Source organism: Sphingomonas sp. Leaf198 (genome assembly GCF_001424005.1).
Classification (GTDB): Bacteria; Pseudomonadota; Alphaproteobacteria; order Sphingomonadales; family Sphingomonadaceae; genus Sphingomonas.
Window position 1 is genome coordinate 1,372,692 of record NZ_LMPX01000001.1, and the last position, 21,072, is coordinate 1,393,763.

Annotated in this window: 13 protein-coding genes; 8 read left to right on the forward strand and 5 right to left on the reverse strand. The window is 65.6% G+C overall.

All coding sequences use genetic code 11. From position 1 onward, the window contains the following. Positions 1-45: 45 nt before the first annotated feature. The 4 genes from ASG20_RS06085 to ASG20_RS06095 all read right to left on the reverse strand — a co-directional run bounded on the left by ASG20_RS06085 (position 46) and on the right by ASG20_RS06095 (position 6,049). On the reverse strand, positions 46-2,712 hold the full coding sequence (locus tag ASG20_RS06085) for a glycoside hydrolase family 31 protein (RefSeq protein ID WP_156364042.1): 2,667 nt from the start codon (positions 2,710-2,712) through the stop codon (positions 46-48). 39 nt (positions 2,713-2,751) lie between these two features. Continuing rightward, on the reverse strand, positions 2,752-4,266 hold the full coding sequence (locus ASG20_RS20015) for a beta-galactosidase (protein ID WP_201780684.1): 1,515 nt from the start codon (positions 4,264-4,266) through the stop codon (positions 2,752-2,754). After that, positions 4,245-4,850, reverse strand: a complete 606-nt coding sequence (locus tag ASG20_RS20020) for a beta-galactosidase (RefSeq protein ID WP_201780685.1) — start codon at positions 4,848-4,850, stop codon at positions 4,245-4,247. The genes ASG20_RS20015 and ASG20_RS20020 overlap by 22 nt, the downstream gene beginning before the upstream one ends. Positions 4,851-5,581: 731 nt before the next feature. Further along, positions 5,582-6,049 (reverse strand): hypothetical protein, encoded by a 468-nt coding sequence (locus ASG20_RS06095; RefSeq protein WP_056049802.1) that lies wholly within the window; start codon positions 6,047-6,049, stop codon positions 5,582-5,584. A gap of 247 nt (positions 6,050-6,296) precedes the next feature. On the opposite strand from ASG20_RS06095, the gene ASG20_RS06100 reads away from it, so the two are divergent. Continuing rightward, positions 6,297-7,595 (forward strand): MFS transporter, encoded by a 1,299-nt coding sequence (locus ASG20_RS06100; RefSeq protein ID WP_056049805.1) that lies wholly within the window; start codon positions 6,297-6,299, stop codon positions 7,593-7,595. Here ASG20_RS06100 and ASG20_RS06105 read toward each other — a convergent pair. Continuing rightward, the gene (locus ASG20_RS06105; RefSeq protein ID WP_056049808.1) at positions 7,582-9,876 is read right to left on the reverse strand and encodes a glycoside hydrolase family 3 N-terminal domain-containing protein; all 2,295 of its coding nucleotides are present in this window, start codon (positions 9,874-9,876) and stop codon (positions 7,582-7,584) included. The two genes, ASG20_RS06100 and ASG20_RS06105, sit on opposite strands and share 14 nt — an antisense overlap. A 167-nt stretch (positions 9,877-10,043) precedes the next feature. Between ASG20_RS06105 and ASG20_RS06110 the strand changes: the two genes are divergently transcribed. The 7 genes from ASG20_RS06110 to nirD all read left to right on the forward strand — a co-directional run bounded on the left by ASG20_RS06110 (position 10,044) and on the right by nirD (position 21,039). Beyond that, positions 10,044-11,087, forward strand: a complete 1,044-nt coding sequence (locus ASG20_RS06110) for a LacI family DNA-binding transcriptional regulator (protein WP_056049811.1) — start codon at positions 10,044-10,046, stop codon at positions 11,085-11,087. After that, a complete protein-coding gene (locus ASG20_RS06115) occupies positions 11,084-14,146 on the forward strand; it encodes a TonB-dependent receptor (protein WP_236698749.1) in 3,063 nt (1,020 codons plus the stop codon). The genes ASG20_RS06110 and ASG20_RS06115 overlap by 4 nt, the downstream gene beginning before the upstream one ends. A gap of 447 nt (positions 14,147-14,593) precedes the next feature. Beyond that, positions 14,594-15,172: an ANTAR domain-containing response regulator gene (locus ASG20_RS06120; RefSeq protein WP_056049813.1), complete on the forward strand. Its 579-nt coding sequence runs from the start codon at positions 14,594-14,596 to the stop codon at positions 15,170-15,172. Then, complete coding sequence (locus ASG20_RS06125) at positions 15,172-16,386, forward strand: CmpA/NrtA family ABC transporter substrate-binding protein (RefSeq protein ID WP_056049817.1); 1,215 nt, start codon at positions 15,172-15,174, stop codon at positions 16,384-16,386. The genes ASG20_RS06120 and ASG20_RS06125 overlap by 1 nt, the downstream gene beginning before the upstream one ends. A 384-nt stretch (positions 16,387-16,770) precedes the next feature. Then, positions 16,771-18,153, forward strand: coding sequence for an MFS transporter (locus ASG20_RS06130; RefSeq protein WP_056049820.1), 1,383 nt, complete (start codon positions 16,771-16,773; stop codon positions 18,151-18,153). 37 nt (positions 18,154-18,190) lie between these two features. Beyond that, positions 18,191-20,704, forward strand: coding sequence for a nitrite reductase large subunit NirB (nirB, locus tag ASG20_RS06135; RefSeq protein ID WP_056049825.1), 2,514 nt, complete (start codon positions 18,191-18,193; stop codon positions 20,702-20,704). After that, entirely contained in the window at positions 20,701-21,039 is a 339-nt protein-coding gene (gene nirD / locus ASG20_RS06140; RefSeq protein ID WP_175518279.1) for a nitrite reductase small subunit NirD, read from the forward strand. Before nirB ends, nirD begins: the two co-directional genes overlap by 4 nt. Positions 21,040-21,072: the final 33 nt, after the last annotated feature.

Consider the following 21,072-nt stretch of genomic DNA (forward strand, 5'->3'; position numbering starts at 1 on the left):
ATAGAAAGGGCGGACCCTGTGAAACAAACCGGTTCTTATGATAGCCTAAATGCCAAGGATCATTTGCTTAGCCCGCCCGGCATAATCGACTGCCACGCCCGGGCTTACTGACAGCGGAGAGATCCCAGGGCGCATCAGGTGAGCGCGGATCACCCGACTGTTCGTCATGCCGGAATAGGAACCCCGCCGCGCCCCCAACGTGAGCACACCCGTTGCCTGCTTCCACTCCAGCGACATCCGCGCCGCGGCGCCTTGCTCGTAGCGATAGGTGAGTCCGTCATCCTCGTACAACGACGCGGTGCCGTCCCGCCCCGGATAAACGAGAAGATCGAGCGCCCCGCCAAGCAGCCCGGCCGTCGATTGGCCAACCGGACCCAGCGGCAGGATGCTACCCGCCCGCACGTGAAGCGGAATATGGTCCAGTGTCACCGGAACGGTGTGCGTCCGCCCTCCCTCACGATGCTCGCCTGTCCAGAAGTCGTGCCAGCCGCCGTCCGAAACCGGTAAGTAAACGTCCCAGGTCTTCACGCCGGCCGCCAACACCGGCGCGACGTGGATGGCGCTGCCGAACATGTACGCATGAACCTGATCGAGGGCCTTCGGGTCGTGCGAAAAGTCGAACACCAGCGGTCGGATAAGCGGCATTCCCGCCGCCGACGCTTCGGCTGCCAGAGCATAGGTGTAGGGCAGCAAGCGATAGCGGAGTTCGAGGTACAAGCGGGCGATGCGCTCCACCGTCTCGCCATATCGCCAGAACTCGGTATCGGTCATGTAGCCGTGGACGCGCGTCAATGGCAGGAACGTCGCGAACTGGAACCAGCGGAGGAACCGTTCCTGATAGGCAGTGTCGGTATATTGCCCCTTGCCCGGCCGGAAGAAGCCGCCTGCATCGACGGTCCACCAGGCTTGGCCCGCCGCCGCCATGTTCAGTCCGGCCGGTATCTGGCGTTTCAGCGTCTCCCAATCGTGGCCGATGTCGCCCGACCACGTCGCCGCACCGTAGCGTTGCTGGCCCGGTGCCGCCGATCGGGTGAGGATCATCACCCGCTTGTCCGGATAGGCCCGCCGCTGTTCCTCATACACCGTTCGGCTGACCTGCAGTGGATAGAGGTTACGGCGCTTCTCGCCCGGCTGGGTCCGTCCCGGTGCCGCATAAATCGGCCGTCTGACCAGATCGTCATTCTCGGGTTCGGTCGCGTCCTGCCACCACGCGTCGATACCGAGCGAGGCAAGCTTCTGGTTCTGCTGCCGGGCATAAAAGCGCGCGGCGACGGGATTGAAGAAATCGATCCATTCGGTGCCCGGAATGTAGAAGCCCTTCGCGGCTACTTCCTTGCCCAGCGCCGTTTCCTTGCCGACCTTGGACCAGACCGACAGCATCAGCCTCATGTCCGTCGCATGCAGATCGCGAACGAGGCCCGCGGGGTCGGGATAATGCTCCTCGTCGAAGCGCATGGCGTTCCAGCCGTATTTTCCCCAATATTGCCAGTCCTGCACCATCAGGTCGCAAGGGAGTTTTCGCGCGCGAAATTCGCGTGCCGTCGCGATGATCTCATCCGACGAGTGAAACCGCTCGCGGCAATGGATGTAGCCGAGCGCCCAGAGCGGCATCATCGGCTGTGGTCCCAGCAGGGCGTGATAGCCGGCCATGACCTCCGCCGCCGTCGGTCCCGCGATCACGATATAATCGATACCCTCGGATACGGGCGACCACCAGGTCGTGCGATCTTCGACCGGCGCGAAGTTCAGCACCGGCATGTCTTCGTCACCCGCCCGCACCAGCACGCTGTGCTCTCCGGCGGCGAGTTCGCCGATGAAGCTGGCGGTCGGCGGCAGCCAGAGATTGGTGTGATCCGTCATGGGCTTGCCGTCGATCTCGACATAATGTCGCGACGACATCTTGCGGCCAAGATCGAGCAGGAACGCATAGCGCGCGCGCTGCGGGACCGTGAACTTGCCCGTGGACACGGCATCGCGGCGCTCGACGCGGGCATTGCCGGTGGATGTGGTGACATCGGCCATGCGCGCGTCGCCCGCTGCCGCCTGCCGGGTTAGCACGATCGGCCGGTCCGGCCGGTTCAGCTCTGCCATGCCTGGATTATGCCACAGCAGACCATAGCCCTTGCTCGACAGCACGAACGGCTGGCTGATCTGCGTGTTCACCTGCGTCAGGCGTCGCGGCAGGCCCCGAATATCGAGATGGCCGTCCTGGAAGCAGCCCGTGCCGTAGAGGCGTTCGTCGACCGGGCTGGCGAAGCCTTGCGTCACAGCCAGGGTCGGCTCGTTTCCGATCGTCGATTGCGCGACCTGGCGCGATCCGGGAGCTTCGGTGAGGAGCAGGTTGCCGGCGCCGTCATGGAATGACAGGCATCCGGTCGCTTCATCCCATACGCATTGTGCCTGCGGGAGCGTCAGCCGCGTTCGGCGGCCCTCCCGTGTCCTCTTGAGGATCGGCGGCTTCGCGATGGGCGCCAGCATTTCGCCTGGCGCGGCCGGCGGCGCTCCCACGGGTGCGACACGGACGCGGAACGCACGATCGCTCAGGGCGGTGACGGCAATCGACAGGTCGCCGGTGCGGATCACGAAATCGGTGGAAGCACTTCTGGTCGCGGCGTGTAGCAGGCCGCTCGACACGATCGCCGCCCCCGCGCCGCTTCCCAGCAGCGCGCGCCGGGTGATGGCGGCGCTACGCGGTGTTTTCTGATCGGTCACGCAACCTCCCCTTCGCTTTGTTTCCGCACGGCGCGGCCGTCAATCGGATCGTCCATCTTCCTCGATGATGGCCACGTCCCACGCGGCAAGCTCGATCGGTCCGCCACGCTTCACCTTGCGCCCCTGCAACAGTTCAGTGCCCGCAGCCGGGGCCGACATATGCTGTGGCACAGCCGAGTAGTTGAGCACGTAACGGACGGTGTGGCCGTTCTTCAAAATGCCGCCGCGCACGATCAGCGGGAAACGCACGCCCGCGACTGATGGCACAACACCCGCGCGCGTGACTTCGGCGGCGACGATCTTCTCTGCCAGCGCGTCGCTCGGCATGAAACCGACATAGCTGACCTCGCCTTTGCCCCAGTGGTTGCGGGTCATCGCGGCGGCGGCCGGCCACGACGGATGCTGATAGCGCGCCACGACCTCGGCGGTGGTCGGCTTCAGCATCTCCATCCACCAGCGCGGCGCGTTGTCGGCATCCGAAACCCCGAACGGATTTCCCGCCAACGTGACCCCCTCGGGAATCGTGAACTCCTGGTAGGTGACACCAGCCGCTTCGGCGATCGCACCCGGTTGTGACGCATAGCGCACCTTCGTGTTCTCGTCCGAAAACCCGCTCTTGAACGTGTAGAGCAGATGTCCGCCGCGCTTGGCATAGTCGTTCAGCCGCGCGATCTCGGCGTCGCTCGCCGCGTACAGAGCCGGCACGACGATGAGCTTGTAGTCATCGAGCTTCCGCGTGCTGTCGGGCGACACGATGTCGGCCTCGACGTTCATCCGGTAGAGCGCATCGTAGAAGGGGCGCATCACCTGGTTATACTCGATGCCCGTCGGCTTGAACGAGTTGAACGCGGTCTGGGCGGCGTTGCTGACATAGACGGCGACCTGATTGCGCTTCGTCATGCCTGCCAGCTTAGGACCGAGCCGCGCGATCTCGGCACCGATCACCTTTGCCGCCGCATACTCCGCATTGGGCTTGTAGTCCTGCGACAGCAGCCCGCGCCAATAGGTCTCGACCGCATTGGCGGTGGTCGCCCAGTGCCAATATTCGACCATCTGCGCTCCCGAAGCGAGATGGCTGAACGCCTGCAGACGAAGCTGGCCCGGATAGGGCGTCCATTGCGGGAACCCCTGCGCCTCGGTCTCCAGCACCAGATAATTCTGTCCGTTGCGGATCGACCGGGCCTCGTCGCCACCGAAGGCGATCTCCGCGCCGGTCAGCTTGTCCTGGGTTGGATGATAGATGTCGATGCCGGCGATATCGAGCGACCTTGCCGCCTTCCAGTGATCGACTTCGGGCTGGATGCCGTAGGAGCCATCACGCCAGCCCAGGTCGAAGTTCTGCGTCATGAACTGGCCGGGCCGGGCATGGGCGCGCACGAGCTTGGCCTGCCATGCTAGGAAATCGGTGACGAGGCTGCGCTGGTAGGCGGCGAAGGCGTTGGACATGCTGGCATTGATCAAGCCGGTGGTCGACGGGAAGTCCTCCCACCGGTTGATCCGGTTCGACCAGTAATTCAGCCCCCATGCCTGGTTCAGGCATCGAGGCTCGGCCATTTCGCCCTGATCGACCGCACAAATCCCGCCTGCACCGCAGGACCGCTAGTGTCATAAGGCTTGGTCTCGTTGTCGAGCTGATAGCCGATCACCGCGGGATGATCCTTCACATGGTCCACCAGCGCCACGATCACCCGCTCGGCCGCAGCCCGGTAGTCGGGATCGGTGATGTCCATGTTCTGCCGGGTGCCGTATTGCGCACGTACGCCGTCCCGACCGACGACGAGGACATTGGGATGCTGGCGCGCGAGCCATGTCGGTATCGCATAGGTCGGGGTTCCGACGATCACCTTGATGCCTTGCTTGTGCATCGCGGCGAGCATGCGATCGACATGGCTGAAATCGAACACCCCGGGCTGCGGTTCCAGCGTGCCCCAGGTCGATTCCGCGATGCGGACGACACTGATCCCCGCCGCTTTCATCATCCGGGCGTCTTCATCGACGCGGTCGACCGGGGTGTACTCGTCGTAATAGGCGACGCCGTAAAGGATGGTATCGGGCACCTGCGCCTGCGTGACCGTCGGCAACGCCACCGTGGCCAATGCGAGTGCTTTCGCGAACCGCTGCATGTTCCTGCCTCTCATCGCCAATTCCTCCCCACGCCGTATCGTTTGCACGCTATCGGCGCGATCCTCGCCGGCTCTGCAGGCGAGCGCAAGCGATCGATACGGAGCGGCGCCGTGGCCGTCACGCGCCGGCGATCAGTCGCGATGGGCGAGCCGCCCGTATTTTAATCGCGGGGCGCGCGAGCGATCACCGCTTGGGCCGAACGAAGACGGGCCTTCCATATTTTAACCGATGGGTGCCCCGAAGCCAGGCCGGCAAGCCGCCCTTCGATCTGCGCAGCCTCTCGCTTGGCTGCATCGAGCTCCGTGGCTGTCGGAGCAGGTTGGATATTGGCGCGCGCATGTGCGCCGGTGCGTCCCTTGCTTTTGGTCATGGACGACGCGATGGTCTTAGAGACCGGATGCCGTCAATGCGGGATGGCATCGGAGACGCCGCGTTTCGCCAGATATCCATAGTCGGCCATGCGCGCGCCCTTCCCCGCTTCCCGACTTCAGACACTCGTTCATTGCCGCGCTGGCCGCTCCTGGCGGCTGTTCGTGCGTCATGAATGTCGTGAGGGAAAGGTTAGCGGGCACTCCTGCCAAGTCGAAAGGGGAAAGGCGTATTAGCAGTCGATCCGTTCCGCGTTAAGCGATTGCCAAGCTCCTGCTCGTAGTGTGCTAAGGATGGGCAGAATGTCTTTCTTCGCCGGGATGTTCGGCCTTCCGCTGCTCGCGCCTCTGATAATCATTGGCTACCTAACCCCTCGCTACGTACCCAGCGCCTCGCTAGCGAGCGCGGCCGCCTCGACGCCGTGGCCGGAACTCGGGCGCGAACGCATGATGGCGAGCTTCGTCAAACGATGCCGCGGGGACTGGAACTTCGAAAGGTTCGAGCGTCGCGGCGAGGCGACGCTGTATTCCTGGGAAAGTGACGCCGGTCTCATCGCACGGACCCGGATCAACTGCATGCCAGGCCATCGATGCTCGGTCGCAGCGCAGGCGCTCATAAACTGGCCATTCCCGTCAAAGTTAGGAGGCAAACCCGTACCCACCCACATATGGGGCTGCGGCGCCAGCATGCCCGACTGGACTCGGCCCAGTCCTGTCACGTAGCGGGTGGCGTTTGCTGCCCCATGCCGCTGGTCTGTAACATAAATTATTACGTCGGATGTGGTTACGTCGGATATAGCGCCATCGCCGATCACCGGATCCATGAGCAGAAATACGACGATCATCGAAGTGGCCGCACTCGCGGGAATCTCCAACGGGGTTAACGCCAGAGTCCTCCGCGGCGCCGAAGAGGCCGCGCGCCATTCCAGCCGCTGCTGACGACGATCGCCCAACCGGTCGAACTACTGGTAGACATCTTGCGGGGCGTCTACGACGTTCTCAAGCAAGTCACGCTCCGCCACGAGCTCGTGGTCAAAAACAGTACCACGCCCCCCGCAGCCTATGATCCGAATATCCACACGAAAATCCGCGATGCGCGCCGAGCGCGGCAATAGGGCAGGCCCGAACGGCACGCTGGTGATCTTCAGCGCCGGCGATTTCGCGTTCAACCTCTATTGGCAGGCGATCAGCCTGTACCTGCTCTTCTACTATATCGATGCGTTGGCGTTGCCGCCCGCGACCGCCGGGCTGGTGTTCATGATCGGCGCGATCTGGGACGGTGCCGCCGATTTCCTAGCCGGGGCGGCAGCGGAGCGGATGCGGCTTTCGTATCGTCGGCTGGTCGGATGGGGTGCGCTGCCGCTCGGGCTGACGTTCGTCGCGATGTTCTCGGTGCCGACCGGTGCCGCCGCCTTCGCGCTGGCGACGCAGATGATGTTCCGCACGCTCTACGCATTCACCAACATCCCCTATGCGGCGTGGACGACCCGCGTGGCGCAGACCAGTCGGGATCGCTCGCTGGTCGCCGGGCTGCGCATGGGGTTCGGCTCGGCAGCGGGAGCCCTCGTCGCGCTGCTGCTGCCCTGGCTGGTGGCGCGAACCGGAAGCTACGGCGTGGCCTCTGCCATCCTCGCCGTCGTCGCGGTGCCGCTGCTCGCAATCATGGCGTGGCGCGTGCCCGAGCCGACGCCGAGTGCCGCACCGGCAGAGCGACTCGCGATCTGGTCCGGACTGGCGGTACTGGCGCGCAACCGGGCCTTCATCGTGCTCAATGTCGCGTCGGCCGCCGGCGGGGCCGCGACCGCGCTGACCAGCCAGTCGGTGCTCTATTTCTTCCGCTACGTTCTGCAGGACGCGCCGGGCGGTCCCCGCGCTCTGGCGGCGATGGCGGTCAGCAGCCTCGTCGCGGTACCGCTCTGGACGGCGCTCGCGCGTACCCGCGGCGCACGCACCGCATGGTTGGGCGCCGGGGTGCTCGCGCTGATCGTGCCCGCTGTGTTCGCGCTAACCGGTTCGCCCGGCAGCACGGCGACGGCGGCGTTCCTGCTGTCGATGCAGGCGGCGTTCGTCGGCTTCGCGCTCGCCGCCTGGACGCTGCTGCCCGATACCGTCGATTGGGGCGAAGCGCAGAGCGGCAAGCGGGTCGAGGCGCTCGCGTTCGGCACCTACGCTCTGATGCAGAAGATCGCGCTGGCGGGCACGGGCTTCGCGATCGGCATGATCTATCAGGCGAACGGCTTCGTCGCCGGTGCAGTCCAGGGCTCGGCCAGCCTGTACGCGATCCGCTGGCTGATGCTGGCGGGCCCTGCGCTGCTGATCGCGGCAATGCTGGCGGCGGTCCTCGCCATCCCGCTTCGCCGCGATACGATGGCCAGCCTCAGGCGAGCATAAACTCGCCCGACACCCCCTCGGCCTGTGCGGACGGTGCGATCCAGATACGGAAGCGGCCGGACTCGACCGTCGGCTTCAGGTCCCTCCCGACAAACAGAAGGTCCGCCTTGCGCAGCGTGAACGAGACGATCTGTCGCTCGCCGGGCTTCAGCATGATCTTCCGGAACACCTTCAATTCGCGGACCGGCCGCGTGATGCTCGCGGCGAGATCGTGGATGTAGAGCTGCACCGTTTCCTCGGCGGCCCGCGTGCCCGAATTAACGATCGTCGCGCGGACCGTCAGTGCCCCGTCCCCGGCGATCTGTCCGGTGCCGAGATCGAGCCTGGCATACTCTATCGTGCCGTATGTCAGCCCGTGACCGAACGGGAACAGCGCTTCGTTGGCGAACTCGCGGTAATGCGCCTTGTATTCGAGCAGCGGTCCGGGCGGGTTCGGACGCCCCGTGCTCTTGTGATCGTAATGATACGGCTCCTGCCCCGTCGCGTGCGGGAACGAGACGGGCAAACGCGCCGAGGGCCCGGTCTTGCCGAACAGCACGTCCGCGATCGCCAGGCCGTCCTGCGACCCGAGAAACCAGGTCACGAGGATCGCGGGCGCGGCCAGCACCGCGCCGCTCAGCACCAGGGCGCGGCCGGTGCGGAGCAACACGACGATCGGCTTGCCGGTCGCCGCGACCGCCTCGACCAGCGCGATCTGCGCGGGCGGCATGACGATGTCGACGCGCGACTGCGCCTCGCCCGACATCCGCTGGCTCTCACCGATCGCCAGCACCACCACATCGGCCGCGCGCGCCGCGGCAACCGCCGCAGCGATCCCACCGGCCAGCGGCGCATCGACACCCGATCCGAGCGTGACGCTGACGCGCGACGGATCGGCGACCGTGGCGCGAACGCCGGTCGCGAGGTCGACCGCCTCGGCGTCGGTGCCGTACACGTTCCACGGCCCGATCAGGTCGTGCTGCCCCGCCGCGAACGGACCGATCAGCGCGATTCCCTTACCCTGTCGCGGCAACGGCAGCAGGCCGCCGTCGTTCTTGAGCATCACGATCGATTTGGCGCCCGCCTCCCGCGCCAGCGCCAGCGTCTCGCGCGTGCGGATACGCGTCCGCTCGCGACGCGGGTCGATACGGCGGAACGGATCGTCGAACAGACCAAGCTGCACCTTCAGCGCCAGCACGCGGCGCACCGCCTCGTCGAGCCGCGCCATCGGCACCTCGCCCGCAGCGACCAGATCGGGCAGATGCTCGATATAGAAACCGCTCTGCATGCTCATGTCGACGCCGGCCATGAAGGCAAGCTTGGTCGCCTCGCGCGCATCGGCGGCGAAACCATGCGCGATCAGTTCCTCGTCGCCGGTATAGTCGGAGACGACCAGCCCGCCGAACCCCCATTCGCGGCGCAACACATCGGTCAGCAACCAGTCGTTCGCGGTCGCCGGGATGCCGTTGATCTCGTTGAACGATGCCATCACGGTCGGTGCGCCGGCCCCGAAGGCGGACTCGAACGGCGGGAAATAGGTCTCGCGCAGCGTCCGCTCGGAGATGTCGACCGTGCTGTAATCAAGCCCCGCTTCGGCCGCTCCATAGGCGGCGAAATGCTTGGCACAGGCGGCGACCGCATCGGCCGCGGCCAACCCACGCTCGCCTTGGAAACCACGAACGCGCGCGGCCGCCATCATCCGGCCAAGCAGCACGTCCTCACCCGATCCCTCGACACCGCGCCCCCAGCGTGCGTCGCGGGCGATGTCGACCATCGGTGCGAACGTCCAGTCGATTCCCGCCGCCGCGGCTTCGGCACCTGCCGCTCGCGCGGTCCGCCGTGCCAGCTCGGGATCGAAGCTTGCCGCTTCGGCCAGCGGCACCGGGAACACCGTACGCAGACCGTGGATCACGTCGGCGGCAAAGATCAGCGGGATCTTCAACCGCGATTCGCGCATCGCGACCGTCTGCATCCGCTTGGCCATGACCGCGCCATTGCCGTTGAACACACCCCCAAGCTTGCCGGCCCGGACATCCGCCAATTGCCCGTCGAAGCTCGCCGCGCCGCCGGCCGGATTGAGCGACGTCGCCGCGCCCCCCGCCCAAGCCGCGGCCATCAGCGTCAACTGCCCCGCCTTTTCCATCACGGTCATGCGCCCGATCAGCGCTTCGACGGAGGTGGGCAGCGCCGCCGTACCCGCCTTCGTCTGCTGCAACAGGGCGCGCGCTGGGCTCGCAGCCCAGGCTGCCACCGCACCTGCACCCATCAGAATCGCACGTCGCGAAATCGTTGTTGCCGTCATTCGCTCATCCCTTGCCTATGCCTGCTGCAATCCCGTCCCGGCGTGTCGGAACGGCAATCGTCGCAAGGTTCTTGATCCATGTTTCTGGATCATGTAACCGGTTACATCAAGAACAAGATGCCGGTCGCAACACGTAAGACCGGTGCCAGAGGGGACCCTGACGCTTCATGCCGTACGCCACCGTCCGTGATATTGCCCGCGAAGCTGCGGTGTCGGTGGCGACCGTGTCGCGGGCGCTGAACGGGCACAGCAACGTCCGTCCGGAAGTCCGCGCGCACATCGAAAGCGTCGCCACGCGACTCGGCTACGTTCCTCACGCCGCGGCCCGACATCTGAGTTCGGCGCGGTCGGGGATGATCGGCGTCGTGGTCCCCGACCTGCATGGCGAATTCTTCTCCGAACTGTTGCGCGGCATGGACCGCGAGGCGTCGGAGCTCGGTCTCTACCTCATGATGATGGTCATGCACGGCGACGCGCAGCGCGGCGTCGCGGCGTTGCACGCGATGCGTGGCCGGGTCGACGGGCTGGTGGTCATGGCGCCGCAGGTATCAGCCGGCGAGTTGCTCGCGCACCTGCCGCAGGGCATGCCGGCTATTCTGGTCAATTGCGCGCCCGGCCAAGTCGGCCGTTCGGAGCTGCGCATCGACAATGTCGCGGGCGCGACGGCGCTGGTCGAGCATCTGATCGCGGGCGGCCGGCGGCGGCTGGTCCACATCGCCGGCCCGGAGGGCAACATCGACGCCGAGGAGCGGTTGCGCGGCGCGCGCGATGCCTGCGCCCGCGCCGGACTCGGGCTGCACGTCCTCCCGGGAGATTTCCGGGAGCCCGCCGGGGCTAGCGCGGTGGCGACGCTGCTCGACGACTGCACAGAATTCGACGCGATCTTCGCCGGCAACGACATGATGGCGATCGGCGCGATGATGGCGCTGAAGCGCGCCGGCGTCGCGGTCCCCGACCAGGTCGCGATCTGCGGCTTCGACGACGTTCCGCTGACCCGCCTCATCTCGCCGTCGCTGACCAGCGCCAGCATCGACATCGCCAGTTTCGGGGCCGGTGCCGTCGCGCGGCTGGTGAAGGCGATCGCGGGCGAAGACGACGGCCTGATCGAGCACCGCGTGCCCGTCGTGGTCGTCCGCGAGTCGACCGGTCCAATGCTTTTCAATGTCCACAACAAGACACCCGAACAATCGGGAAAAGGGGAACTACGATGAACAAGATGATGTTGCGTGCGGCGGTGGTATCGCTGACGGCGCTGTCCAGCGGGCTGCTGTTCGCGCCCGCGCCCGCGTCGGCACAGGTCGGCCAGGCGTCGTTGCGCGGCACACTCACGGCGCCGGCCGACAATCCGGTGATCGAAGTCGCCGCGGTCGAGATCTCTACCGGCATCCGCCGGGTCGTGCCCGCCGACGCAGCAGGCGCGTACAATTTCGCGTCGCTGCGCGCCGGCACCTACCGGCTCGAGATCAAGCAGCGCAAAGGCACGCGCAATTCGGACGCTTTCACGCTCCGCGTCGGCCAGACCGCCGGCCTGGACCTCGATCTGGCCACCGCGCCCACCCCGGCTGCTCCCGCAACCCAAGGTGCCGCGCCCGCCACGCCCCCCGAAGCCGGCACCGATACCGCGGCGGCAGGATCCGGCGGCGAGATCATCGTCACCGGCAACCGCATCCGATCGCTGTCGGGCGGCCAGGTCGGTAGCGTCATCTCGTCGCGCCTGATCGAGCAATTGCCGCAGAACAACCGCAACTTCCTCGCGTTCGCCGATCTCGCCCCCGGCGTCCGCTTCATCGAGGATTCGAGCGGGTCGTCGCGCATCCAGGGCGGCGCGCAGGACAGCCGCACGGTCAACGTCTTCATCGACGGCGTCAGCCAGAAGGATTACGTCCTCAAGAACGGCATCACCGGCCAGGACACCAGCTCGGGCAATCCCTTCCCGCAGCTCGCGATCGGCGAGTATCAGGTGCTGTCGTCCAACTACAAGGCCGAGTTCGACCAGGTAAGCTCGGTCGCGATCACCGCAGGCACGAAGTCTGGAACCAACGAATTCCACGGCGAAGCGTTTTTCGACTTCACAAACCAGAACCTGCGTGATCGCCGGCCGAGCGAGATATTCCCGACCTATATTCCCAAGACGGATACCAGCAACAAACAGTTCGGCGCCGCATTGGGTGGCCCGATCATCAAGGACAAGATGCACTTCTTCGGCACCTACGAAGGCAAGCGCATCTCCAGCCCGTACGATGTCCGCCCGAACAACAACTTCCCGATTTCATCCGTTCCGGAGCAGTATCGCGACAATTTCGGAACGTTTGCGCAGCAGTTCAAGGAAGACCTGTATTTCGGCAAGATCGACATCGTGCCGACCGACAACGACCTGATCGAACTGTCCGGCAAGTACCGCAAGGAATCCGGGCTTCAGAACATCACCGGGATCGATGCGGCGAGCACCGCCACGCTGAACAAGGTCGAAGATAAGCGCGGGCTGCTCCGCTGGCAGCATACCGGCGATCAGTGGATCAACGATGTGCGTGTGTCCTATGAGAATGCGGTCTTCTCACCAACGCCCTCGACCGATGGCATAACGCAGTTCTTCCAATCGACCGAACGGTTCGGGACGTCCGTCCAGCGGAATGACATCCTGCGGTTCGGCGCGGGCAGCAACTTCCAGTCGAAGGGCCAGAAGGGCTGGACCCTGCAGGATGATTTCACGTTCACCGGCTTCAAGGGCCACACGATCAAGGTGGGCGGCAAGGTCAAATGGGTGAAGCTCAACTCGCTCGAGCAGAACCTGACCAACCCGTTATACACCTATGACGTCAATGCGATTCCCGGCGTCGCCTTCAACGACACGCTGCCCTACCGGCTCCAGTTCGGTGCAACGACGGATGCGTCGGGTAACGCGACGGTCAGGTCCAACAACTTCCAGCTCGGCTTCTACGCGCAGGACGATTGGGACGTCACCAGCCACCTTACGCTGAACCTCGGCCTGCGCTGGGATTACGAGCGGACACCCGCCTATCTCGATTACGTGACGCCGGCGGTCAACGTGGCGGCGGTGTCGCCCGGCAATTATCCGAACCTCAGAAACGCCGATTACGACATCAACGATTTCATCACCGACGGCAGCAAGCGGAAGGCGTTCAAGGGCGCGTGGCAGCCGCGGCTCGGCTTCACCTATCGCTTCGACGAGGCGGGTCGCTTCTCGATGTTCGGCGGCTATGGCCGGTCGTACGACCGCAACCAGTTCGACTTCCTGCAGCAGGAAGTCAGCCAGGGCCGGTTCCAGGTCCGCAGCTTCAACTTCATCGGCAATGACTCGGTCAATCCCTGCACGCCCAGCCAGACCTGCATCGCGTGGAATCCGATCTACCTGACCGACGCCGGACGTCAGCAGTTGCTCGGCGCCGCGACCGGCGGCGGCAGCGAGTTCCGCTTCATGAACAACGATCTCAAAGTGCCCTATTCGGACCAGTTCAGCCTGGGCGTGCGGGGTCGCTTCTCGCCGGTCGAGCTCGAGGTCGGCGTCACGCACATCGAAAGCAAGGACGGGTTCGTCTTCCTGCTCGGCAATCGCAGGACGGACGGCTCGTTCTTCTTCAACGATCCGACCTCGGCGACCGACGTACCGCAATCGCCCATCACCTTCACGCCAAACGGTTATGGCTCGATCATTCTCGGCAGCAATGGCCTGAAGACCAACTCGGACGCGGCCTATTTCAAGCTGACCAAGGTCTATTCGGCATCCTCGCCGTGGAGCATCGACGCCACCTACACCTACACCCGGGCAGACGAGAACCGGAAGTTCGGCGAGACCTATTCGCTCGATTACGCGCAGATCTCGGATTACCCCACGCTGCGCTCGTCGGCCGTGCCACGGCACCGGTTAGTGATCGCGGGCAGCGTCGACACACCGATCGGCGTGACCTTCTCGAGCAAGTTCCAGATCGAATCGCCTGCATTTGTAAAAGGCTTCATCGACAATGCGGATCCGTTCGGGCGCATCCTTGTCGGGCGCCAGGTGGATAGCCTCGGCGATGTCTGGGGCCGCCGACAGCTGGATTTCGCGTTCACCAAATATGTGCCGATCGGCTTCGTCAGCGATCAGGCGCGGATCCGCATGCGCGTCGATATCCTGAACGTGATGAACGATCGCAACTATGTCGACTTCAACAGCAATGCGAGCGATCCGGCCTTTGGTCAGCGGTCCTCGTACAGCGTCGGCGGCAACCCGCCGCGCACGGTCAAGCTGTCGGCGGGCTTCTCGTTCTAACCCTTTGGTGGGTCGCGGCCTAGCCGCGACCCACCACGTTTCTAGGCGAAATCTCGCTATCGAACGACGTCATGATCGATGTCAGGCTGAAGAAGCCGGTTCCGATGCCGATGGTGTCATTCGATGATATAGGCACTCGCGCTGATCGCAATCGCTCAACGCTGAAGCCACTCACTTTCGAGTGACCATCGCCGCGCGGGCGGGGGCATCGACCCATAAGCAGTCGTTTGCGGGTAATTAGCGGCGTTCCAACTTTCGCCCTATATTAACGGCGATTGGCTATCATTTCAGTCGCTTAGAAATACGTTCAGGCGTAGGTTCTTCAATACCAGTTTGGCTGTTTGGCGCAGCGATCGGTCTCAGGCCGTACTCGATCTCTTCGCCTACTGTGCCAAACTAAATCGATGTGCCCTCGCCATCAGGATCGGTGCAGCATAAGACCGCCCGATGCGGATCGCGATCATCGACACGAGCACGACCCGGGCGGCGATCATCTCGGATGGCCTGCGCGAGGCGGGGCTCGACGATATCGTGGTGATCGACGGCACGTTGGGAATGGTCGCCGCGCTCGAGAAGGCGGCGCCCGAAGTGGTGTTGATCAACCTCGAAAACCCCAGCCGCGACGTGCTTGAGGAATTCTTCGCGGTGTCGCGCGCGCTGGCTCGCCCGATCGCGATGTTCGTTGACCAGAGCGACGCGGAGTCCACGAACGCCGCGGTAGATGCGGGCGTCTCGGCCTACATCGTCGACGGACTCGCCAAGCAGCGGATCAAGCCGGTCATAGACCTCGCGATCCGCCGGTTCCAAGCGTTCGCGCGATTGCAGGCGGAGTTGCACGAGGCTCGCAGCGCACTCGCCGATCGCACCACCGTCGACCGTGCCAAGGCGATCCTGATGAAACGTCGCGGCATCGACGAGCCGACCGCGTACGGCCTGCTCCGCGCGCAGGCGATGCGATCCAACCGCCGGATCGCCGAGATCGCCGACGCGATCATCACCAGCGACGCGCTCATGGGAGATTTGTGATGGCGCTCGACCGGGTCCGCATCGGGTTCCTCCCTCTCGTCGATGCAGCGCTGCCGATCCTCGCGCGCGAACGCGGGTTCGCCGAGGCCGAGGGACTGGAGATCGAACTCGTCCGCGACATGACCTGGGCGACGGTGCGCGATCGGCTGCTCTACGGCCATACCGACGCAGCACACATGGTCGCGCCGCTGGCAATCGCGACGGCATTGGGGCGTGGGCGGCCAGCGGTGCCGATGGCGGTCCCGTTCGTGCTGGGGCTCAACGGCAATGCGATCACGTTGTCGCTGCCGCTCGCGGCGCAGGTGATGGACGGCGATGCGCTCGGCGATCCGGTGGTGCTGGGTGCGCGATTGAAGGCGGTCGCGACCGAGCGTGCTGCGGCGGGGCGGCGGCTCCGGTTCGGCGTGGTGCATCGCTACTCCAGCCATAATTACATGCTGCGTTACTGGCTCGCCGCGGTAGGCATCCGCCCGGATACCGACGTCGAGATCGTCACGACCAGTCCGACTTTCGCCGCCGATGCGCTGGCGGCGGGCGAGGTCGACGGCATCTGCGTCGGGGAGCCCTGGAACGGCGTCGCGGTCGATCGCGGCGTCGGGCGGATCGCGCTGGTAACCGCGCAGGTCTGGCAGCGTGGCGTCGAAAAGGTGCTGGCGATGCGTGCGGAGACGCTGGTCGAGCGTGGCGACGTCGTCCACCGGCTGATCCGGGCACTGCATGCCGCCGCCGCGCAGTTCGTCGATCCGGACACGCTTGAAGAGAATGCGGCGATACTTTCTCGCGCGGACTATCTCGATGCGCCGGTCGATGCGGTGGCCCGCGGGATCGGCGACCGGGTGCGGCTGGTGAAGGATGCGGCGCCGATCCACGTTCCGGACTTCATGTTCCAGTACCGTGAGGCGGCGAACTTCCCGTGGCGAAGTCAGGCGGCGTGGCTGTATTCGCAGATGGTACGCTGGGACGGCACGCCGTTCTCGGCGGTGGAGGCGGATATCGCGCAAGGCGTGTTCCGACCGGACATTTACCGCGCGGCACTGGCCGGGTCGGGCGCGCCGTTGCCGAATGCGAGTTCAAAGCTGGAGGGGGCGATAGGCGCGGAGAGTATCGGCGCGGGGTCGACGCAGGGGCGGTTGATCCTCGGGCGCGATGCGTTCTTCGACCGGCGCGCGTTCGATCCGGACGATATCGAGGGATATCTGGCTGGGTTGCCCTAAGCATTGCCTTCGCCCCTCCCTGGAAGGGAGGGGTTGGGGGTGGGTCAGCCAGCTTGAGCCACTGCGGTTCGCACTTGCGGAAGCCGACCCACCCCCTGCCCCTCCCTTTCAGGGAGGGGTGTTTTAGCGGTCAATCGCCCCGCCCAACCCAAATCTGCTGCACATGCGAAATGTCGCTTGCGCGATACGGCCACTTCGGTCATCTTCGCATCGTTCGGCAAGGGAGTCGGACACGAAATCATCGCGAGACCGGTTCCAACGAAGGGACCTGACCGCGTAGGGCGATCCACCGATCGTCCATAGGCAACGAAGCCGCTCCGATGCGTCCGCAAGGTCGCCGTCGGGGCGGCTTTTTCTTTGTCCGCCGCAGATGGAGGGCCGACCATGTTGTTCGCATCACCAGGTATCGACACCGCCGCGCCGAAAGCCACCAGGATCGACCTGTTCAGCGCCGCCACGCCGCAGATGCGCGCGTTCCATGTCACGTGGCTGGCGTTCTTCGTCTGCTTCTTCGCGTGGTTCGCCGCCGCGCCGTTGATGCCGCTGATCAAGGCCGAGTTTGGCCTCAGCAAGGACCAGATCGCCAACATCAACATCGCCGCGGTCGCGGTGACGATCCTGGTGCGGCTGGTGGTCGGGCCGCTCTGCGACCGGTTCGGTCCGCGCCGCACCTATACGTGGCTGCTGCTGATCGGTGCGATCCCGGTGTTCGGGCTGGCGTTCGCGCAGACCTACGAGACGTTCCTGTTCTTCCGCCTCGCGATCGGTGCGATCGGCGCGTCGTTCGTCATCACGCAATATCACACAAGCGTGATGTTCGCGCCCAACGTCGTCGGCACGGCGAACGCGACCGTCGGCGGCTGGGGCAATGCCGGCGGCGGCGCGGCGCAGAGCCTGATGCCGCTGGTCGTCGCGGCGCTCGTCGGCCTCGGCGTCGAGCACGCGTTCGGCTGGCGCGCCGCGATGTTCGTGCCGGGCGTGGCGATGCTCGCGATGGCGTTCGTCTATTCGCGCTACACGCAGGACACCCCGCAGGGCGACATCGTCGACCTCCGCGCGGCGGGCATCGAACTCGACGGCGGCAAGGCGACCGGCATGGCGATCTTCCGCCGCGCCGCCGCCAATTACCGCACCTGGATGCTCGCCGCGACCTATGGCGCGTGCTTCGGGGTCGAGATCTTCATCCACAACATCGCAGCGAGCTACTACGTCGACCGGTTCGGGCTTTCGCTGACTAGCGCAGGGCTGGCGGCCGGGATCTTCGGCGGTCTTGCCCTGTTTGCGCGTGCGCTCGGCGGAATCGCGAGCGACCGGATCGCGCTCAGAAAAGGCCTTGATGGCCGCGCGCTGCTGTTGTTCGCGCTGATGCTCGGCGAAGGCGTCGGGCTGGTGCTGTTCGGTCATGCCGGCAGCGTCACGCTCGCGATCCTGGCGATGACGATGTTCGGGCTGTTCACGCACATGGCGTGCGGCGCGACCTATGCGCTGGTGCCGTTCATCGACCGCAAGGCGCTGGGCGGTGTCGCCGGGCTGATCGGCGCGGGCGGCAACATCGGCGCGGTCGCGGCGGGGTTCCTCAACAAGGCGTCGGCCACCCCGCAGCAATGCCTCATCGTGCTCGGCTACGTCGTCGCAGGCACCGCGGTCTGCGCGCTCGCCGTCCGCTTCTCCGCCACGCACAAATCGAACGAGCGCGCGCTGCTCGACGCGGCGCTCGACGCACGCCGCACCAGCGACCGCTCGGTCAGCGGCGCGCTCCCCGCGTGACCCTCCCTTCCCGGCTCCAACCCGACTGGACGATCTGATGGAACACCAAACCCCCTTCCCCGACACCCCCTTTCCCAAGCGGCGCGAGCATCTCGTCGTGATCGGCAACGGCATGGCCGGCTGCCGCGCGGTCGAGGAACTGATCGCGCGCGATCCGGCCCGGTACCGCGTGACGATCTTCGGTGCCGAGCCGCACGTGAACTACAACCGCATCATGCTGTCGCCGGTGCTGGCGGGCGAGAAGACGTTCGAGCAGATCGTCATCAACGACCACGCCTGGTACGCGACCAACACCATAGAGCTGGTGACGAGCGACCCGGTCCAGGCGATCGACCGCGCCGCAAAGACCGTCACCGCACGATCGGGGCTGACGGTATCGTACGACCGGCTTCTGATCGCGACCGGCTCCGATCCGTTCATCATCCCCGTCCCCGGCAAGGACCTGCCCGGCGTGATCTCGTTCCGCGACATGGCGGACGTCGATCACATGCTGGAGGCCGCGGACAAGGGCGGCGCGGCGGTCGTCATCGGCGGCGGGCTGCTCGGGCTGGAAGCCGCACACGGGCTCACGCTGCGCGGGATGAAGGTCACGGTGATCCACCTGATGCCGACGCTGATGGAGCGGCAGCTCGACGAGGCGGCCGGCTGGCTGCTCAAGTCGGCGCTGGAATCGCGCGGTCAGGTGATCCTGACCGAAGCGAACACCGCGGAGATCGTTGGCGATACCCATGTCGAGGGCGTGCTGCTGAAAGACGGCACGCTGATCCCCGCGAGCCTCGTCGTCATGGCAGTCGGCATCCGCCCCTCCGTCGCCCTGGCGCGCGACGCCGGGCTGGAAATCGGCCGCGGGATCAAGGTCGACGACCACATGGTCACCAGCGATCCGTCGATCCTCGCGGTCGGCGAATGCGTCGAGCATGACGGCAACGTCTACGGCCTCGTCGCGCCGCTGTGGGACATGTGCCGCGCATTGGCCGACGGGCTGACCGACAGTCACAGCGGCTATCGCGGATCAGTGACCTCGACCAAACTGAAGGTCGCCGGGCTCGACGTGTTCTCGGCGGGCGACTTCTCGGGTGGTGCAGGCGCGGAGGACATCGTCCTGCGCGATGCGTCGCGCGGCATCTACAAGCGCGTCGTGGTCAAGGACGACCGGATCGTCGGCGCGGTGCTGTACGGCGACACGACCGATGGCGGCTGGTATTTCGACCTGCTCAAGCGGGCGGAAGACATCTCGGCCGTTCGCGACATGCTGATCTTCGGCCAGTCGTTCGCCTCGGGAGGAGGCACGGCGGACCCTAAGGCGCCCGTTGCGGCGCTCTCCGACGATGCGGAGATCTGCGGCTGCAACGGCGTCACCAAGGGCAACGTCGTGGCGTGCATCGGCGCCGGCAACGCGACGCTCGACGCGGTCCGCGCGACCTGCAAGGCGTCGGCATCGTGCGGATCTTGCACCGGGCTGGTCGAGACGCTGCTCGCAGTTACCTTGGGTGACGAATATTCGGGCGAACGTTCGGTCAAGACGATGTGCAAATGCACCAGCTTCGGCCACGACGACGTCCGCCGCGAGATCGTCGCGCAGGGCATGCGATCGATCCCCGAAGTGATGCAGAAGATGAGCTGGTCAACGCCGGACGGGTGTTCGTCGTGCCGGCCTGCGCTCAATTACTACCTGCTCTGCGCGTTGCCGGGCGACTACAAGGACGACCAGCAGAGCCGCTACGTCAACGAGCGCGTGCATGCCAACATCCAGAAAGACGGCACCTACTCGGTCGTGCCGCGGATGTGGGGTGGGCTCACCAACCCGCGCGAGCTGCGTGCGATCGCCGACGTCGTCGAGAAATACGATGCGCCGATGGTCAAGGTGACGGGCGGCCAGCGGCTCGACATCTTCGGGATCAAGAAGGAGGATCTGCCCGCGGTCTGGGCCGATCTCAACGCCGCCGGGATGGTCAGCGGGCATGCGTACGGCAAGTCGCTGCGCACCGTGAAGACGTGCGTCGGGTCGGACTGGTGCCGGTTCGGGACGCAGGACTCGACCGGGCTCGGCGTCAAGGTCGAGCGGATGACCTGGGGCAGCTGGATGCCGCACAAGTTCAAGATCGCGGTCAGCGGCTGCCCGCGCAACTGCGCCGAGGCAACGATCAAGGATTTCGGCGTGGTCTGCGTCGACAGCGGCTACGAGCTGTCGGTCGGCGGCAATGGCGGGATCAAGGTCCGCGCCACCGACTTCCTGTGCAAGGTCGCGACCGAGGAGGAGGCGATGCACTATTGCGCCGCGTTCATCCAGTTGTACCGCGAGGAAGCGCGCTATCTGGAACGCACCGCGCCGTGGATCGAGCGGATCGGCGTCGAGTATATCCGCGAGCGGATCGCCGACGATCCGGAGGGCCGCGATGCGCTGGCGGCACGGTTCCTGTTCTCGCAGCAGTTCACGCAGGACGATCCGTGGGCGGCGCGCGCGGCGGGCGAGCATCGCGAGCAGCATGCGCCGATGGCGCGGTTCACACCTCTGGACGCGCCCGTCTTTCTCGGAAGGGAAATGGCATGATCGGCGAATGGCTCGATATCGGCTGGGTCGACGAGATCCCGGTCCGCGGCAGCCGCACCGTGCAGGTCACCGGCGGCGACGACATCGCGGTGTTCCGTACCGGCGACGGCAAGGTGTTCGCGCTGGCGGATCGCTGTCCGCACAAGGGGGGCCGGCTGTCGCAGGGCATCGTCCACGGCGGCGCGGTGGCGTGCCCGCTGCACAACTGGCGGATCGCGCTGGATACGGGCGAGGCGCTCGGCGAGGACAAGGGATGTACGCCGGTTATTCCGGTGAAGGTGTCCGGGGGCCGTGTGCTGTTGTGCCGCACCTCGACGATGAAAGCCGCCGCATGATCGCGCCACTGCTCCCTCTCCCCTCTGGGGAGA

What these genes read in the sequence shown, in the direction of transcription:
- ASG20_RS20015 (WP_201780684.1), bottom strand. Translation starts at nt 4,266, where the DNA reads ATGGCCGAGCCTCGATGCCTGAACCAGGCATGGGGGCTGAATTACTGG.
- ASG20_RS06105 (WP_056049808.1), bottom strand. Translation starts at nt 9,876, where the DNA reads ATGACGGCAACAACGATTTCGCGACGTGCGATTCTGATGGGTGCAGGT.
- ASG20_RS06095 (WP_056049802.1), bottom strand. Translation starts at nt 6,049, where the DNA reads ATGATCGTCGTATTTCTGCTCATGGATCCGGTGATCGGCGATGGCGCT.
- ASG20_RS06130 (WP_056049820.1), top strand. Translation starts at nt 16,771, where the DNA reads ATGTTGTTCGCATCACCAGGTATCGACACCGCCGCGCCGAAAGCCACC.
- ASG20_RS06110 (WP_056049811.1), top strand. Translation starts at nt 10,044, where the DNA reads ATGCCGTACGCCACCGTCCGTGATATTGCCCGCGAAGCTGCGGTGTCG.
- nirB (WP_056049825.1), top strand. Translation starts at nt 18,191, where the DNA reads ATGGAACACCAAACCCCCTTCCCCGACACCCCCTTTCCCAAGCGGCGC.
- nirD (WP_175518279.1), top strand. Translation starts at nt 20,701, where the DNA reads ATGATCGGCGAATGGCTCGATATCGGCTGGGTCGACGAGATCCCGGTC.
- ASG20_RS20020 (WP_201780685.1), bottom strand. Translation starts at nt 4,850, where the DNA reads ATGAGAGGCAGGAACATGCAGCGGTTCGCGAAAGCACTCGCATTGGCC.
- ASG20_RS06115 (WP_236698749.1), top strand. Translation starts at nt 11,084, where the DNA reads ATGAACAAGATGATGTTGCGTGCGGCGGTGGTATCGCTGACGGCGCTG.
- ASG20_RS06120 (WP_056049813.1), top strand. Translation starts at nt 14,594, where the DNA reads ATGCGGATCGCGATCATCGACACGAGCACGACCCGGGCGGCGATCATC.
- ASG20_RS06100 (WP_056049805.1), top strand. Translation starts at nt 6,297, where the DNA reads ATGCGCGCCGAGCGCGGCAATAGGGCAGGCCCGAACGGCACGCTGGTG.
- ASG20_RS06125 (WP_056049817.1), top strand. Translation starts at nt 15,172, where the DNA reads ATGGCGCTCGACCGGGTCCGCATCGGGTTCCTCCCTCTCGTCGATGCA.